We start from the raw sequence: 15,448 nt of genomic DNA, 5'->3' as shown, positions 1-15,448 counted from the left end.
AACTAAATGCTCCAAGTCTTAAGAGCCTGTAAATTCACTTCGGGGCAAATCAAACTCGCAAAATAATTTGAATGGAATTTAATAATATTTCAATGTAATTATTTTGCTCATACAGTTGATTTGCTTATCCCTCGTCGGATTAACAGGCTCTATAAGACTTTCCGCAATGTTACTTTCAGCATTTTCTTCAAAATTTGAAAATGCGCCCGTATGTATTTTCTTCACTTAAATTAAATGCACCCGTATGTTTGTCAATAACAATTTATTATTGATATGTAAGTATATAATATGTTATAATGCACGTATAAAAATGCAATGCTGTTCAACTGACAAAAAAATACCCTTCATGGGTTTAGTTCAAGCAATTTACTTATGCCCGCATTTAAGTCCGCTTTTTTAACCGCTTAAGTATACTTTTAGCTCAATTTGTAAAAAACTACAAACTGAATAAAACACATGTTTTATTGTGTGTACTGTAATAAGTACATATGGGCTCAAAACAGTTCAGAAGTAGCCCGGAGACTGTTCTTAAACCGGCTCCGGTGTCATGTGTTGAAATGATGTTGACAATGAGGAGCTGAGAAGTATCTCAATCATTAAAAAGGGGGCTAGTTTATGGTAAAACTCAAGGAAATCATTGAAAGGCGCGGGAGAGCGTCTGAAAACCTCATCCATATCCTGCTTGATTATCAGAAAAGCAAGGATACAAATTACATTTCGGAGGATGAGGTGAAGTTTGTTGCAAATGAACTCAATATTAAGGAAAGTCGAGTTTACAGCATTATTACTTTTTATTCCCTGTTTTCCACCAAACCCAGGGGGAAGTTCATAATCCAGGTTTGCGGAGATGTGCCGTGTTATGTAAATGGTTCTTTAAATGTTGTAAAAGAACTGGAAAATATCCTCAGGATCAAAATGGGGGAGACTACACCGGATGGTGTATTTACTCTGGAGCATACCAGCTGCTTGGGATGCTGTGATATTTCTCCGGCTATCAGGATAGGCGAAGAACTGTACGGAAATCTGACACCCGGAAAAATAGCCGGTATTATTTCATCGTATAGGAGGAAGTACAATGAAAACAAGGAATGAGATTTGTGGTTACCCTGTTATAACTGCCAGGTGTGGGAAAATTGACCCTGATTCCATTGAGGATTATATTGCAGCAGGAGGGTACAAAGCCCTGGAAAAGGCTTTGAATATGACATCCCAGGAGGTTGTGGACGAAGTAAAAGCATCAAATTTGAGGGGACGCGGTGGAGCAGGTTTTCCAACAGGAGTAAAGATGGAGACTATCCTTAAAACGGATGTGTTTCCCAAGTACCTGGTTTGTAATGCTGACGAAGGAGAGCCCGGCAACTTTAAAGACAAGTATCTCATGGAGAATGACCCGCACCAGTTGATAGAAGGAATGATTATTACCGCATATTCCATGGGGATAGAAAAAGGCTATATCTACATAAGGGGAGAATATAACAAACCTATTATAATAATGAGCAGAGCCATTGAAGCGGCAAGAGAAAAAGGGTTTCTGGGCAAAAGGATTCTGGGGTCGGATTTCAGTTTTGATATTGAAATCCGTTCAGGTGCAGGTGCATACATATGCGGTGAGGAATTTGCGCTTATCGAATCCATAGAGGGAAAAGCGGGCAGACCAAGAAGTAAGCCGCCTTATCCTACAGTTTCCGGAATATATAACAAGCCAACCCTTATAAATAATGTGGAGACGTTTTCAAACCTGCCTTTTATTATACAGGAAGGTGCCGAAAAGTTCATTTCCATAGGCACTCCATCTTCGAGCGGAACAAAACTGGTCAGTCTTTCGGGAAATGTTAACAACCGAGGTGTATACGAGATTCCTTTCGGTGTCACGATACGCGATATTATTTACAAACTGGGAGGAGGGATTCCGGAAAACAGGAAAATAAGGATGGTACAACTTGGAGGAGCGTCAGGGCCCTGTATTCCCGAGGAAATGCTTGATATAAAGCTTGATTACAAGGAGATGGAAAACAAGGGTCTTACCATGGGTGCCGGAGCGGTTATTGTAATCGATGAAAGATATAATGTACTTGAAATAGTAAGGCTGATTATGAGATTCTTCAGGCATGAATCGTGTGGTAAATGTACACCCTGCAGGGAGGGTAACAGGCAGATACTCAGGATACTCTACAGGTTTGTTTCAGGTAATGCTTCGAACAATGACCTAGCACTCCTGGAATCCATATGCAATGTCATGTGCCAGACTTCATTCTGTGGTCTCGGTCAGACTGCACCCACGGCTGTTCTGACCACAATGAAGTATTTCAGGGATGATTACTTGTCAGGTATGCGCAATCTTTCAACGAATTCCAATATTGTATAAGGGGGCCGTGATTATGAATATGGTAAAAATAACTGTAAACAATACGAAAATATCAGTTCCTGAGGGTATAACGATTCTAAATGCGGCAAAATCGGTCGGCATTGAAATACCGACCCTTTGCTATCATCCCGACCAGTTTGTCAAGGCAAATTGCAGGGTTTGCATAGTTGAAGTGGAAGGCATGAAAACGCTGCCCAGTGCCTGTTCAACGGCTGTTACAGACGGGATGGTCATCCACACCAATTCAGCAAGGGTTTTAGAGGCAAGAAAAGTTATACTTGAGCTGCTTCTTGCCAATCATGACGCGAACTGCCTTATTTGCCACAGAAATTTAAACTGTGAGCTTCAGAAGATTGCAAATCAGGCAGGAGTAAGGGTCAACAGGTTTGAAAATGTTTTGGAAATCAAGCCTTTAGATACCAGCAGTCCGTCTATTGTGAGGAATCCCAATAAATGTGTAAGGTGTGGACGCTGTGTGGAAATCTGCAGGGATGTACAGGGGGTTAACATAATTGAAAAAATTGGTAGGGGTACCGAAATTGAGGTGCTTCCCACATATGGAAAATATCTTTTTGATGTGGCATGTACCGCCTGTGGTCAATGTTCTACTGTTTGTCCTGTTGCCGCCATTTATGAAAAAGAAGAAATCGAGAAAGTATGGGAAGCCCTTAACAATCCACAAAAGCATGTAATTGTCCAGACAGCCCCTGCTGTAAGAGTTTCGATAGGGGAAGAATTTGGGTTGGAACCGGGAAGCATAGTAACGGGCAAACTTGTGGCAGCATTGAGGAGACTTGGATTTGACAGGGTCTTTGATACCGATTTTACAGCTGATTTAACAATTGTTGAAGAAGGAAATGAATTACTGCACCGGATGAAAAATAATGGGGTTCTGCCTATGCTTACCTCCTGCAGCCCGGGATGGATCAACTTCATCGAACAATATTATCCCGAACTGCTCCCGCATGTTTCCACGTGCAAATCTCCCCAGCAAATGTTTGGGGCTCTGGCAAAAAGTTATTATGCTGAAAAGACGGGAATAAATCCTGCAGATATATTTGTGGTTTCGGTAATGCCCTGTACCGCAAAGAAATATGAGGCAAAAAGACCGGAAATGAGTGTGGATGGGATACATCCCGATGTTGATGCGGTACTCACCACTAGGGAACTTGGCAGGATGTTGAAACAGGCGGGTATAGACTTTGACAGATTGCCCGAGGAGGAATATGACAATCCTTTCGGAATAACCACTGGTGCTGCAGTTATCTTCGGAGCAAGCGGGGGTGTTGCAGAAGCTGCTCTCAGGACGGTATACGAAGTAGTTACGGAAAAAACACTTGACAGAATAGATTTTCATACGATAAGGGGACTGGGAGGCATAAAGGAAGCGGAAGTGGACCTAAATGGAATCATAGTAAAGGTCGCAGTAGTTCATTCGCTCTCAAATGCTTCAAAAATGATGGAAATGATTAAGGCAGGCAAAGCAGCCTACCAATTCATTGAGGTCATGTGCTGTCCCGGAGGATGTATAGGTGGGGGAGGCCAGCCATATCATACAAATGATGAGGTCAGGATGAAAAGAATAGCAGCCATTTATCAGGCGGACAAAAATCTGCCCATCAGAAAATCCCATGAGAATCCTGCGGTAAAATCACTATATGCCGAATATCTCCATGAACCGCTGGGAGAAAAATCACATCATCTTCTGCATACACATTACCGGAACAGAAAGAAATAAATGAGAAATAAGGCATGCTCAGATGGAAGAACAGGTGGTATGCCTGTTCTTTTCTTTTTATGTACAGAAAAAATACATAAAAATGTATTAAAATAAGGAATATATTAAACCGGAAATGCAGCTTTGAAACAGCATTTAAATAATGCGTCAGCACTGTGATGTTTGGGGTGTATTAGACAAGTTATCTGCTATTATTGTATAATAATCTGTAAGAACTTATAGGAATACAATATTAAAAATATAATTATTTTGACCCAGGAGGATTACAGTGGATATTTCGACAAGCCAGATTATTGCAATAGGAGCATCAACAGGAGGTACCGAAGCTATAGTAAGTATACTTAAAGAGCTTCCTAATACTATCCCGGGAATTGTTATTGTTCAACATATGCCTCCCAACTTCACAAGGATGTTTGCTGAAAGATTAAACAGTATTACTTCTTTAAATGTAAAAGAAGCCCAAACAGGAGATCAAGTATTACCGGGCCATGTTTTGGTAGCACCTGGAGATTACCACATGAAGGTTTATAAATCGGGCAGTAGTTATTATATCAGATGTTTTAAAGGCGAAAAAGTAAACGGGCATTGTCCTTCAGTTGATGTTCTATTTAAGTCTGTTGCAGCTGAAGCAGGTAAAAATGCAATAGGAATAATTTTAACCGGTATGGGAAGTGATGGAGCTAAAGGGCTTCTTGCAATGAAAAATAGCGGAGCCAGAACCATAGGGCAGGATGAAAATTCCTCCGTTGTATATGGTATGCCGAAAGTTGCTTATAATATCGGAGCAATAGAAAAACAAGCCCCTCTTGTAAAAATTCCGGGGCTTATACTTACTTTACTGCAAGACATAAAATAATACAATAATAAATAATACAGTTTTAATGTTTTTAATATTACTCTGCTTAATCTTTAGTTTTTATTTTAATTATAATCCCAGATAGTGCCTGACATAATTCATTATTACGCCGCTGTATATTAATCCGATACCCATTAGAATTATGCTGGCCACTATTAACGGGAGTCCTGCTCTGCTGCCGTTTTTTACAGCAAGAATTCCCATTATTACTCCTACCACCCCGAAAATAAAGGGGTAGGCAAAAAGGGCAAGAATAGCCGAAATCCACCCAATAACTATAAATATTGTATTGGTTCCGGCCTGAACAGCCACTTCGCTGTTTCCCATGTTTTCATTATTATCATTATTATTCATTTCTTCCATAATATCACCCATTGTTATTATGCCTTGTTGGGTGTTTGATATTCATGCCGTTAATATAAATTTAAAATTAAACTTACTTTAAACTTACTTTTCTTTTTCTATAAAGACTCTACATAGCCTGCAATAAGGTCTCCCACTTCCTTTGTTCCGTAACCCATTTTGCCGGCAGAAAGATTCTTTATGTTTTCCTTTACCGCCTTCTTTATTGCTCTTTCTATGGTATGAGCAGCACTATCTTCTCCAAGCTGTTCCAGCATCATCTGGCCTGCAGCAATTGCAGCAAGGGGATTTATCATATTTTTCCCTGTATATTTGGGAGCAGAACCTCCAATGGGCTCATACATGGAAACTCCTGCGGGATTTATATTTCCGCCGGCCGCTATACCCATTCCGCCTTGAATTACAGCTCCCAGGTCGGTGATTATATCACCGAACATGTTGTCTGTTACAATTACATCAAAATATTCAGGATTTTTAACCATCCACATGCATATGGCATCTACATGGGCATAATCAGTTTGAATATCGGGGTACTCTTTAGCCACCTCATAAAATGTCCTTTCCCACAAATCGAAAGCATAGGTTAAAACATTGGTCTTTCCGCATAATGTAACCTTCTTTTCTTTATTACGTTTTCTTGCATATTCAAAGGCAAACCTTACACACCTTTCAACACCTTTACGGGTATTAACCGATTCTTGTATGGCAACTTCATCGGGAGTTCCCTTTTTCAAGAATCCCCCTGCCCCGCAATATAAACCTTCCGTGTTTTCTCTTACAACAACAAAATCGATATCTTCAGGGCCTTTGTTTTTTAAAGGGGTATCAACACCTTCGTAGAGTACAACGGGCCTCAAGTTAATATACTGGTCAAGAGTGAAGCGAAGTTTAAGCAAAATCCCCTTCTCAAGTATGCCGGGCTTTACATCAGGATGCCCTATTGCCCCAAGAAGAATTGCATCTTTTGTTTTTACCTTTTCAATATCACTATCCGACAGTATTTCTCCTGTCTTTAAATACCTTTCTCCCCCAAAATCGAAATACTCAAAATCAAAATCAAACCCATGCTTTTTCGCTGCGGCTTTTAAAACCTTTACACTTTCCGCGACAACTTCCGGTCCTGTACCATCACCAGGTATAACTCCAATATTGTATTTTTTCATAACCCTATCTCCTTTATCTCCTTTTTATTCTTCCTTATGGCTGTACCTGTTTTTTTATATACCCTATAAGTCCATCCGCTTCCATAATTTCCTGCATAAACTCCGGGAAGGGAACTGCTGTATATTCTTTACCTGTGCTAATATTGGTTATTTTACCCTTAGAAAGATCAACAGATAACTCATCCCCTTCATCTATATCCTTTGCCGCCTCAGGGCATTCCAGGATAGGTAGGCCGATATTTATTGCATTTCTGTAAAAAATCCTTGCAAAGGTCTCTGCTATTATGCAAGAAATACCCGAAGCTTTTATTGCTATAGGGGCATGTTCTCTGGATGACCCGCATCCAAAATTTTTGCCGCCAACCATAATATCACCCTTTTGAACCCTTGCCGTAAAAGTTTTATCCAGATCTTCCATACAATGTTTTGCAAGTTCATCCGGATCCGAAGTGTTTAAATACCTTGCCGGTATTATTACATCAGTATCAATATTGTCACCATATTTTATAACCTTGCCCCTGATTTCCAATCCCTTTACCTCCTTTATAATAACCTATACTTCCTCCGGTAAAGCTATCCTTCCTGCAATTGCTGATGCTGCAGCCACAGCAGGGCTTGCAAGGTATACCTCACTTGCGGGATGGCCCATTCTTCCTACAAAGTTCCTGTTTGTTGTAGCTACTGCACGTTCACCCTCGGCGAGTATTCCCATATGTCCTCCAAGGCACGGTCCGCATGTAGGTGTGCTTACTGCTGCCCCTGCGTCTATGAATATATCGAACAGTCCTTCATTCATAGCCTCTTTCCATATCTTTTGAGTAGCTGGAATTATTATGCACCTCACATCAGGGTGCACTTTCTTACCCTCCATAACTTTAGCAGCCACCCTTAAATCTTCCAATCTGCCGTTGGTACATGAACCAATAACCACCTGGTGGATTTTTACATTTCCAACCATATCTATAGTCCTAGTATTTTCAGGCAGATGTGGAAATGCAACTGTGGGTTTTAGTGTAGAAAGGTCAATTTCATATACCTCTTTGTATTCTGCATCTCCATCAGCAGAATAAACCTTATAAGGCTTGGATGAATGTTCTTTTACATATTCCAACGTTTTTTCATCTACATCAAATATACCGTTCTTTGCACCGGCTTCAATAGCCATATTGGCAATTGTAAAACGATCGTCCATAGACAGGCACTGCACACCGTTCCCCGTAAATTCCATTGACTTGTACAGGGCACCATCCACTCCTATCATCCCGATTATATGGAGAATAATATCCTTTCCACTTACCCATTTCCCCGGTTTTCCCTTTAATATAAACTTAATTGCCTCCGGAACTTTAAACCAGGCTTCTCCTGTGGCCATACCGGCAGCCATATCAGTACTGCCTACTCCTGTAGAAAATGCCCCCAGGGCCCCATAGGTACATGTATGAGAATCGGCCCCTATAACAACGTCTCCTGGTACTACCAGCCCTTTTTCGGGGAGTAGGGCATGCTCCACACCCATTTGTCCTACCTCAAAGAAGTTTACAATTCCCATTTCCCTTGCAAATTCCCTGATAAATTTTACTTGCTGTGCGGATTTAATATCCTTATTAGGTGTAAAATGATCAGGCACTATAGCAATTTTATTTATATCAAACACCCTATCTATACCTATTTTCCGGAATTCATTGACTGCAACAGGTGTAGTTATATCATTTCCCAGCACCATATCAAGTTTCGCTTTTATTAGTTGTCCGGGCACAACCCTGTCAAGGCCTGCATGCTCAGCCAATATTTTTTGAGTCATGGTCATCCCCATAATTAAATACCCCCTTATCTCAACATGTTAATTTATTATAACGGTGTTTTTATTCCCTTCCTTCCGTTATTTATTCTTTATACTTTAAAATTATTAATGTTTTTTCTCATTATTGAAATTTTTTATTGTAATTTAATTTACTGCTGTTGGGGTTCCTGTTGCGATTTCCGATATTGAAGGGGCGTCATGCCCGTATACTTTTTAAAGATTTCATTGAAACGTTGCTGGTTTGAAAAGCCCACACTAATAGCTATATCTCCAACCTTCCGGCTTGTCCCGGCTAACAATTCTTTAGCTCTTTCAACCCTTACTTTTATGAGATAATTTATAGGGCTTACTCCTTTTATTTCTTTAAAAGCCCTAGCAAAATAGCTCTGGCTAAGAAAAACATATTTAGAAATGTCTTTTAAAGATATGTCCCGCTCATAATTGTTGTTGATAAAGTTAACAGCTGCTTGTATTACTTCATTTAGTTTATTGCTTTTTCCCTTAATACTGTTTTCCCATTCCATCTTCAAAGCCCTGGAAATTAAAACAAAAAGTTCAAGCATAAGAAGGTAGTTTAAAAACTCACTGCCTATGTCATTATTCTTTTTTTCCGTGAGTATTCTGTCTAAAAGTATAATAATATCATTTTTTGCATTTACCTTTAGTGTTATAAAAGGCCCTGTTTCCTTTCCCCTTAAGAAGTTCAGAAAATCCTCAAGAGATATTTCGGCTACTTCATTATTTACCCTGTTTTCAAACTTAAAGTTAAATACAATAAATTCACAGCCTCCTTTAGATTTTACAATAAACTTGTGAGGTTGCCTGGGCTTGATTATTATAATGCTATTTGGGCCTATGTCAGCCACCTTTCCGGAAATTTCAAATACAGCATTGCCTTTTTTAATATACACCATCTCAAAAAACTCATGCCTGTTAGGTTCCATTGTCCAGCTTGTGTCATGGAATCTTTCTACCGACCTTACTATTACCGGAATAAGACTTGAAGAATTCAACAAACTCTCCCAGGCTTTGGGCAGTATTTTTTCCTCCATATCAAAACCCCTTTAAAACCCGTTGGCTTACCATCTTATTAACTTTAACTATAATACTCGGTATATTATACCAGGAATAGGCACCTAATAACTGCTATGTCATTCTCTCATTGTATAGTATTATATCATATTTTATAAGATAAAGGAATTATTTGAGCACAATGGAATAAAACAGGATGCTCATATTACCTATGGCATCCCAATCTTTTCCACATTCCCCGGATATGCTATTGTTTACAGAATTGTTTATGATTACTATTGTCTATACTATTGTGTATGAACCTATTCCACCTATAACCTATATTTCCAACTCATCCCAATTAATCTTGTTTAATATATTTTTCAGTTCAATTGCTTCCTCCTTGTTCAATGTTATACCTTTCCCCATTTTTTCATGGGTTTCGTCCCAATCCCTTATATCGAGTTTTGGTTTTCTATCGTTCCAACTTACAATATTCACTTCTTTTGCCCAACCTTTAGAGCCATAGCTGATAATACCCAATTCTCTAATTATTTCATATTTAATTTCAGCCACACTTTCACCTCCTTTTTCCTTAAAGCTTTCGCAATGAAGCCTGTTGATACACAAGTTTTACCAATGCCTGCCTCATACTGCAAATCATTCACCTGCCGGTATTACTGAAATCTCAAGCCTTCCGTTGCCCTTCGCATAGGCCAGGAATTCGTCTAGCTTGTCGTCAACTTCAAAAGATATGTATCTTGGGATAGTTGCATTTTCCGGATTTTTTACTAATCTGCCTTTTTCATCTATCAATGCTGCTACCCTGATATTTCTTATCCTTTGAATCCTATCCCCTGTAATGCTTGGGACAAGGTTCATATCTTGTGCATCAACCCCCTTGTTGTTTTCCTTTCCGGATATTTCCTGTTTCATTGCCGGCATAATATTTTTTTCATTCGGTATAAATATAATATCAACATATTGGTCTTCTTTCAACTGCCAGCCGTTTGCCTGGTCACTTTTAAATTCAACAGTAAACAACCTGTTGTTTTTGTCTTTTACTTTTATTTCACCAATATCTTCAGAATCCGTTATTCTGCTTGCAAGTATGATCTCATCTTTTTCTATATCTACTTTTGCCTTTTTCCCCGTTATTTCATTTTTATCCTTTACCGACTGGCTATGTGCCATACTAACACTTATTTTTCTTTCTTCCAGTATATCCTCTGTAACAGTTTCACCTGCCTTTATTTTTCGCGCAGCAAATACAACATCTATTTTCGGCTCATACTTTGATGCACTTTTTATAATTATTATTTCAACCACAAGGAAAATTAAAGCTAATACAATTGTCAATATAAATATATTAACCCTTTTCATAAAAACCCCCAAGTATAAATTTAATTGTTAAACGGAACATCTGCACTAAATTTAATTATTGATGGGAATATCCGAATCTACATGCACCTTTAATTCTATGTATTCTTTTCCTGTTATCCTTGTTATAATGTTACTAAAAAACACAGGTTTTACAGGTACAACTATACAACTGTGTACGGCAGGCCTTGTTATATTTACTCCATCCGGACAGGTTGTAGGCAAGTCCTCTGTATAAATTATTACAGATTCTATCCTTACTTTATAATCAACAACTGAATTCTCTGTCGGATTTAGATCGGCATCCAATTGTAAATTCTTTGCAAGCATCTTCACGTATATTCCCAAAACATCATCTTCATTAAAACCCACGTAACCTTTTCCCAAGGTTTCGGTTTCTAAGGCATAGTAGACAGACAAGTTGGTAACATCCATTGCATCTTTTATAATCTGTGATTTTGTAAAAAGAATATATCTTTCCATTATAGAAGAAAATATGGGAAGAAGCACAAATACAATTATGGCCCCTATCACCATTACATCCATTGTGCCGCTCCCTTTTATACAGCGTATCTTGAAAAAAACTTTTTTATTCTCTTTTAAATGCAATTTCTTCCCCTCACATCATTTTCCTCAATTCAAGACCTTTCTTGCTATGGTTGTCTTATTATATACCATCCGCTGAACCGTATCTTCCCTGGAAAGTATACCCCTAAGCCTACTATAAACATAATAAGCCTCTACATAGAGAGAAATTTCCTGGCCATATTTGGCATTTTCGGTACCCTCAATTACCACTGTCCTGAACCCTTTTCCATATAAAGCGGATATCAGTTCATCTCTCATAGCAACTGTCATTCCCCCTTCCAGTTCCATTTTCAAAAGGGTTTTCCTACAAATGGTATTCATCTCGTTTTTGGCAGAAAGGGGAAGAAAAAACTCTATTATAGACACAAACAAAGCTATAAAGAGTACTAGTGCAATTCCAAAAACAATTGCTTTAGACGGCATGAATACACCTCCAGTATATGCCGGCACGCATTTACATTAAGTACGATATGCATGTATTATGCATATATATCATTGAATAAATACCTGGTATTATTGGATGCTTGTTGAGAAAAATATATTCTGTACACTTAACCACCACTGGCTGAGCTTGTCCATAATATTGTTGGTAAAAGTCTTTAATCCAGGTACAACAATTAACGCTGCAATTATTAATCCTGCTGCTATCCCTAATATTTCGTTCATACCAAAGCCTCTCCTATCTACTGAAAATCTTCTGGCAGCATTAGAGCACCTTACAATCCTAATAACATTGGTACTTCTGATAATTATATTCTGTAACATTGCCCTTATCTTTGTCATTATAACACCTCCTCCAAAATTACTTTTTTTGCCATATATGTTTTTTTTGCCGTATTACCCTTAGTTTTAATAGTTTCAAAGAAAATTAGCATTCCCGTTTAATATGAAAAAAGTTTTCCAATTGCATCAGATGCTTCAAAGAAAAAAGGTACCAATATCATGGTCACTATGATTGCTGTAAAAACTATTGCGGCTGCAATACTCCTGGTTTTACAGGCATCTGTTTCGGCCTGGATATAGTTGAAGTATTTTTTAAACATAATATTTTCCTGCCTTGCCAGCAAATTCTGGTTATCTCCTGTAAGTATGCCTTGTTTTACGGCCACACAGAAACTTTCTCCCTCCTGGGTGTCATATACTGATTTGAATTCATCCAGTGCAGCATCAATATCCAATGTAAGTTCATACCTTGCAGCCATTCTGAGTAAAACATCCCTTAAATCCTTATCCTCAATAACTTCATATACAGTTTTAATTGCATCCGTAACTTTAATTCCCGATACAATCTGGTTGTGCAGGTATTTATAAATTTTATACCCGTACCTTTGCAGTTTCATGTCAAGCCTTTTCTTTCTTTTTGCAATCACTATTTCAACAGTGATATATGCTAGTATAGAAACTTTTATCGGTTCTTTAAACGAAGGGAAATTAAGGATAAATGCAATAATAAAAAGCAATATGGGTAAACCTAATTGTAAAAATAAGTATGTCGATACAGGGTGATTACCTTCAAAACCTCCTCTTTTTGCCCTGTTTTTTGCCCACTTGTAAATTCGGGTTTTACCGCACCTCCTTTCATAATTATTGACATATTTTATTACTGTATAAGTGCATTTTCTATAAATCGAATTCTCTACCAGCCTCCTTCCCTTTGCCTCATTTATGTTTTTATTGATTTTTAAATCAATTCTTTTTACAAGAGTGCTGTTTAATATGATATTAATGATTAGCATTACTACAGTAAAAATTCTATGGGTGTTTATAAAAACCATTATTTCTTCCATTCCCTCTGCGCCCTTTCATCATTTATCATACCATTCCTCATTGTTCTCATTACTTTTTAACTATCTATTCATAAAAAGCATTTTTTACTCAACTATTTTTTGCTAATACTAATATTTGAACCTACCTATACCTAATGCCAAATAAAATCCCAGGGCATAAAGGAGGCAAAAAACCGTAATTAGCATCTTTCCCTGGATAGTCCCCAGATAAAAGTTTTCAACTTCCGGGTTTACTTTTAAAAATAAATAACCGGTAAATAATACCAAGAACATAATAAAATATACTGTTAGACGGTCTCTATAAGTTGAAATTTTTCTTCTGTTGAACTCTTCTTCAATTTTATAAAATTGGTCTTCCAAGTTGTCCAGCAGCTTTTTCAAATTTCCCCTGTGTTTAATGTTTTGCTTTATGTTTATTACAAAGTCTTTAAACTGAGAATTATCCACCTTCATTTGCAATATACCCAATGCATCCAGGGGGTTTATCCCTCTGTTTACCTGGATAACCATATCTCGTATAAATGTGTTTAAAGGTTCTCCTATACCGGAATCCAGAGATTTCTCAAAGGCATAGAAAATATCTTCTTTTACCGAACACCATCTATTTAATACTGAAATAAATTCTGCCAGCTTTCTCCTGACTTTTTCAGAATTATACCTCCCTATAAGGTCCAGTATAAATACTGGTATAAGGGAAATAACAGTAGATAATATAAAAGCAGAGGGTGCAAATAACAGAAGCCTGAAAAAAGGTTGAAAACTTACAATAAAAATTATAAAACAAACCAGAAGCAAGGTATGGGTATTCATAAAAGGAATATAACGTCTGATATTGGACTTATCAATCAAGTACAGTTCAATTTTTTCGGTAAAACTTAGTTTAACAGGTGCAGTTCTGCCATACTTTTTTATTTCCCTCCGGAGCCTTTTTTCAATATATTTCTCATTAAACCGGCTTAATCCTTCCTGGATCGCCCTTTTTATACTAATATTCCGCGCAATTTGGGAAGCAAGAAACAGGGTAGATCCAATAATTAAAAAAGAGTTTACTATAAGTATTAGAGGTATTTCCCCCGTCAAATCAATCCCCTCCTTGCAAAGATGCTGCTTATCCTTTCACCAATATCAGAACACTTTACAAATTCTCCTTCAATATTCCCATTACAGTCTTCATGACTTATTTTGTATTCAAATAGCCTGTTGTACAAAAACACATCCCGATCATGGTTATAGCTTATTACTTCCAATATATCCACTACCTTAAAGGATTTTAAGTAAAATATTACATCTATGCTTTTTGCCATCATTTCTTTTATGGTTTTTTCACTTTCCTGGATATTGGCTCCTTTACTTAAAATCAAAAGCCTTGGAAAGGTATCTTCCGCGCTTTCCGAATGTATTGTTGCAAGCCCCCTGTGGCCGGTAAAAGAAGCCTTGACAAACTCCCAGGCTTCATCACCTGTAATTTCCCCAATGCAATAAGAGTCCAGAGACATTGTAAGGCCGTCTTTTACAAGGTCTCTCAAAGTAACGGGCCTTCCTCCCTCATTTTCTTTCTTTACCCTCTGCTCTATACAGTAAGGTTTATCAGGGTATATTTCAGCATCAGCTTCTGCTATCAATACACGCTCCATTTCAGGAAGGGCGTTTACAAAAGCCCTCATAAGAGTTGTCTTGCCTGCTGCTCCTTTACCGCAGAAAACAACCGTAGCGTCGGAGAAGGCGAGTTTCTCAATCAGTGTTTTTATTTCATTGTCTATCATACCCAGCTCTACAAGGTCATCAAGATTATAACTTTTAATGCGGTGCTTGCGGATACTTATAGCCGGCCCTGATATATTCCTTGGTTTTATTGAAACATTTATCCGAAGCCGCCTTTTTTCGTCGGTCACTCTGCAGTGGCTGTCGTTTTCATTAAGAATCCCGCCGTTTCTTATGGCTATAAGTTTGCAATAGGTATCAAAAATTTTTTCATTTCCAAAGTTTATGGGAACCTTTTCCCGTACTCCCCTTTTTTTAATTACAAACTCATTGTACTTTGTACCATCTATATCGGTGATTTCTTCATCTTCTATATACTGTTGAAGTTCTCCATACCCAAACATAAAGTCTAAAACCTTCTTTATAAGTCCATCCCTAAAAATACCATAATGGTATTTGTTTTTATCAATGTCTTTAATTATTGCCGTTTCCAATACATGCCTATCTACTATGCCGTTTGCCACATCAGCTACAAGTTTTGGCGAATCCTTCAATATGTTAAAAGTGATATTGGAGATGATTGTAATTATATCGCTCCTGTCCTTTTCAAACACAAAGCTTTCTCCTCTATCCAGTAACGTTTTATGAAGAGTACTTATTATAGGCACGTTCTCACCCTCCTGAATAGCTTTCAT

Annotated in this window: 17 protein-coding genes; 4 read left to right on the top strand and 13 right to left on the bottom strand. The window is 38.0% G+C overall.

Features of this window, described 5'->3' with window-relative positions; all coding sequences use genetic code 11:
* Positions 1-615 precede the first annotated feature (615 nt).
* The 4 genes from HPY74_07470 to HPY74_07455 all read left to right on the top strand — a co-directional run bounded on the left by HPY74_07470 (position 616) and on the right by HPY74_07455 (position 4,959).
* Complete coding sequence (locus HPY74_07470) at positions 616-1,092, top strand: NAD(P)H-dependent oxidoreductase subunit E (GenBank protein NSW90503.1); 477 nt, start codon at positions 616-618, stop codon at positions 1,090-1,092.
* Positions 1,076-2,365: an NADH-quinone oxidoreductase subunit NuoF gene (gene nuoF, locus HPY74_07465; GenBank protein NSW90502.1), complete on the top strand. Its 1,290-nt coding sequence runs from the start codon at positions 1,076-1,078 to the stop codon at positions 2,363-2,365. The genes HPY74_07470 and nuoF overlap by 17 nt, the downstream gene beginning before the upstream one ends.
* Before the next feature lie 13 nt (positions 2,366-2,378).
* Positions 2,379-4,103: an iron hydrogenase small subunit gene (locus HPY74_07460; GenBank protein NSW90501.1), complete on the top strand. Its 1,725-nt coding sequence runs from the start codon at positions 2,379-2,381 to the stop codon at positions 4,101-4,103.
* Between the two features lie 262 nt (positions 4,104-4,365).
* Positions 4,366-4,959: a chemotaxis protein CheB gene (locus tag HPY74_07455; protein ID NSW90500.1), complete on the top strand. Its 594-nt coding sequence runs from the start codon at positions 4,366-4,368 to the stop codon at positions 4,957-4,959.
* A 69-nt stretch (positions 4,960-5,028) separates the two neighbouring features.
* Here the strand turns inward: HPY74_07455 and HPY74_07450 are convergent, their stop codons facing one another.
* The 13 genes from HPY74_07450 to HPY74_07390 all read right to left on the bottom strand — a co-directional run bounded on the left by HPY74_07450 (position 5,029) and on the right by HPY74_07390 (position 15,421).
* Positions 5,029-5,286: a hypothetical protein gene (locus HPY74_07450; protein ID NSW90499.1), complete on the bottom strand. Its 258-nt coding sequence runs from the start codon at positions 5,284-5,286 to the stop codon at positions 5,029-5,031.
* 134 nt (positions 5,287-5,420) lie between these two features.
* Positions 5,421-6,485: a 3-isopropylmalate dehydrogenase gene (locus HPY74_07445; protein NSW90498.1), complete on the bottom strand. Its 1,065-nt coding sequence runs from the start codon at positions 6,483-6,485 to the stop codon at positions 5,421-5,423.
* A gap of 34 nt (positions 6,486-6,519) precedes the next feature.
* Entirely contained in the window at positions 6,520-7,014 is a 495-nt protein-coding gene (gene leuD, locus HPY74_07440; GenBank protein ID NSW90497.1) for a 3-isopropylmalate dehydratase small subunit, read from the bottom strand.
* A gap of 24 nt (positions 7,015-7,038) precedes the next feature.
* The gene (gene leuC, locus HPY74_07435; GenBank protein ID NSW90496.1) at positions 7,039-8,298 is read right to left on the bottom strand and encodes a 3-isopropylmalate dehydratase large subunit; all 1,260 of its coding nucleotides are present in this window, start codon (positions 8,296-8,298) and stop codon (positions 7,039-7,041) included.
* 137 nt (positions 8,299-8,435) lie between these two features.
* Positions 8,436-9,338 (bottom strand): helix-turn-helix domain-containing protein, encoded by a 903-nt coding sequence (locus HPY74_07430; protein NSW90495.1) that lies wholly within the window; start codon positions 9,336-9,338, stop codon positions 8,436-8,438.
* A 298-nt stretch (positions 9,339-9,636) separates the two neighbouring features.
* Positions 9,637-9,873 (bottom strand): hypothetical protein, encoded by a 237-nt coding sequence (locus HPY74_07425; GenBank protein ID NSW90494.1) that lies wholly within the window; start codon positions 9,871-9,873, stop codon positions 9,637-9,639.
* 84 nt (positions 9,874-9,957) lie between these two features.
* Positions 9,958-10,680 (bottom strand): flagella basal body P-ring formation protein FlgA, encoded by a 723-nt coding sequence (locus HPY74_07420; protein NSW90493.1) that lies wholly within the window; start codon positions 10,678-10,680, stop codon positions 9,958-9,960.
* A 51-nt stretch (positions 10,681-10,731) separates the two neighbouring features.
* Entirely contained in the window at positions 10,732-11,223 is a 492-nt protein-coding gene (locus HPY74_07415) for a hypothetical protein (GenBank protein NSW90492.1), read from the bottom strand.
* Positions 11,224-11,310: 87 nt separating this feature from the next.
* Positions 11,311-11,688 carry a hypothetical protein gene (locus HPY74_07410; GenBank protein ID NSW90491.1) on the bottom strand — a complete coding sequence of 126 codons (378 nt, stop codon included), beginning with the start codon at positions 11,686-11,688 and terminating at the stop codon, positions 11,311-11,313.
* A gap of 90 nt (positions 11,689-11,778) precedes the next feature.
* Positions 11,779-12,048, bottom strand: coding sequence for a hypothetical protein (locus tag HPY74_07405; protein NSW90490.1), 270 nt, complete (start codon positions 12,046-12,048; stop codon positions 11,779-11,781).
* A gap of 98 nt (positions 12,049-12,146) precedes the next feature.
* A complete protein-coding gene (locus HPY74_07400; protein NSW90489.1) occupies positions 12,147-13,052 on the bottom strand; it encodes a hypothetical protein in 906 nt (301 codons plus the stop codon).
* A gap of 108 nt (positions 13,053-13,160) precedes the next feature.
* A complete protein-coding gene (locus HPY74_07395; protein NSW90488.1) occupies positions 13,161-14,132 on the bottom strand; it encodes a type II secretion system F family protein in 972 nt (323 codons plus the stop codon).
* Positions 14,129-15,421: a CpaF family protein gene (locus HPY74_07390; GenBank protein NSW90487.1), complete on the bottom strand. Its 1,293-nt coding sequence runs from the start codon at positions 15,419-15,421 to the stop codon at positions 14,129-14,131. The genes HPY74_07395 and HPY74_07390 overlap by 4 nt, the downstream gene beginning before the upstream one ends.
* Between the last annotated feature and the right edge of the window lie 27 nt (positions 15,422-15,448).

It is taken from the genome of Bacillota bacterium (assembly GCA_013314855.1).
In the GTDB taxonomy this organism is placed as follows: Bacteria; Bacillota; Clostridia; order Acetivibrionales; family DUMC01; genus Ch48.
This window is presented reverse-complemented; position numbering and strand designations above follow the sequence as displayed.

Excerpts from the sequence above, each read along its gene's own strand:
- HPY74_07415 (NSW90492.1), bottom strand. The coding sequence starts at position 11,223 with ATGGATGTAATGGTGATAGGGGCCATAATTGTATTTGTGCTTCTTCCC.
- HPY74_07450 (NSW90499.1), bottom strand. The coding sequence starts at position 5,286 with ATGGGAAACAGCGAAGTGGCTGTTCAGGCCGGAACCAATACAATATTT.
- HPY74_07400 (NSW90489.1), bottom strand. The coding sequence starts at position 13,052 with ATGGAAGAAATAATGGTTTTTATAAACACCCATAGAATTTTTACTGTA.
- HPY74_07410 (NSW90491.1), bottom strand. The coding sequence starts at position 11,688 with ATGCCGTCTAAAGCAATTGTTTTTGGAATTGCACTAGTACTCTTTATA.
- HPY74_07445 (NSW90498.1), bottom strand. The coding sequence starts at position 6,485 with ATGAAAAAATACAATATTGGAGTTATACCTGGTGATGGTACAGGACCG.
- HPY74_07430 (NSW90495.1), bottom strand. The coding sequence starts at position 9,338 with ATGGAGGAAAAAATACTGCCCAAAGCCTGGGAGAGTTTGTTGAATTCT.
- leuC (NSW90496.1), bottom strand. The coding sequence starts at position 8,298 with ATGGGGATGACCATGACTCAAAAAATATTGGCTGAGCATGCAGGCCTT.
- HPY74_07405 (NSW90490.1), bottom strand. The coding sequence starts at position 12,048 with ATGACAAAGATAAGGGCAATGTTACAGAATATAATTATCAGAAGTACC.
- HPY74_07470 (NSW90503.1), top strand. The coding sequence starts at position 616 with ATGGTAAAACTCAAGGAAATCATTGAAAGGCGCGGGAGAGCGTCTGAA.
- HPY74_07420 (NSW90493.1), bottom strand. The coding sequence starts at position 10,680 with ATGAAAAGGGTTAATATATTTATATTGACAATTGTATTAGCTTTAATT.
- HPY74_07460 (NSW90501.1), top strand. The coding sequence starts at position 2,379 with ATGAATATGGTAAAAATAACTGTAAACAATACGAAAATATCAGTTCCT.
- nuoF (NSW90502.1), top strand. The coding sequence starts at position 1,076 with ATGAAAACAAGGAATGAGATTTGTGGTTACCCTGTTATAACTGCCAGG.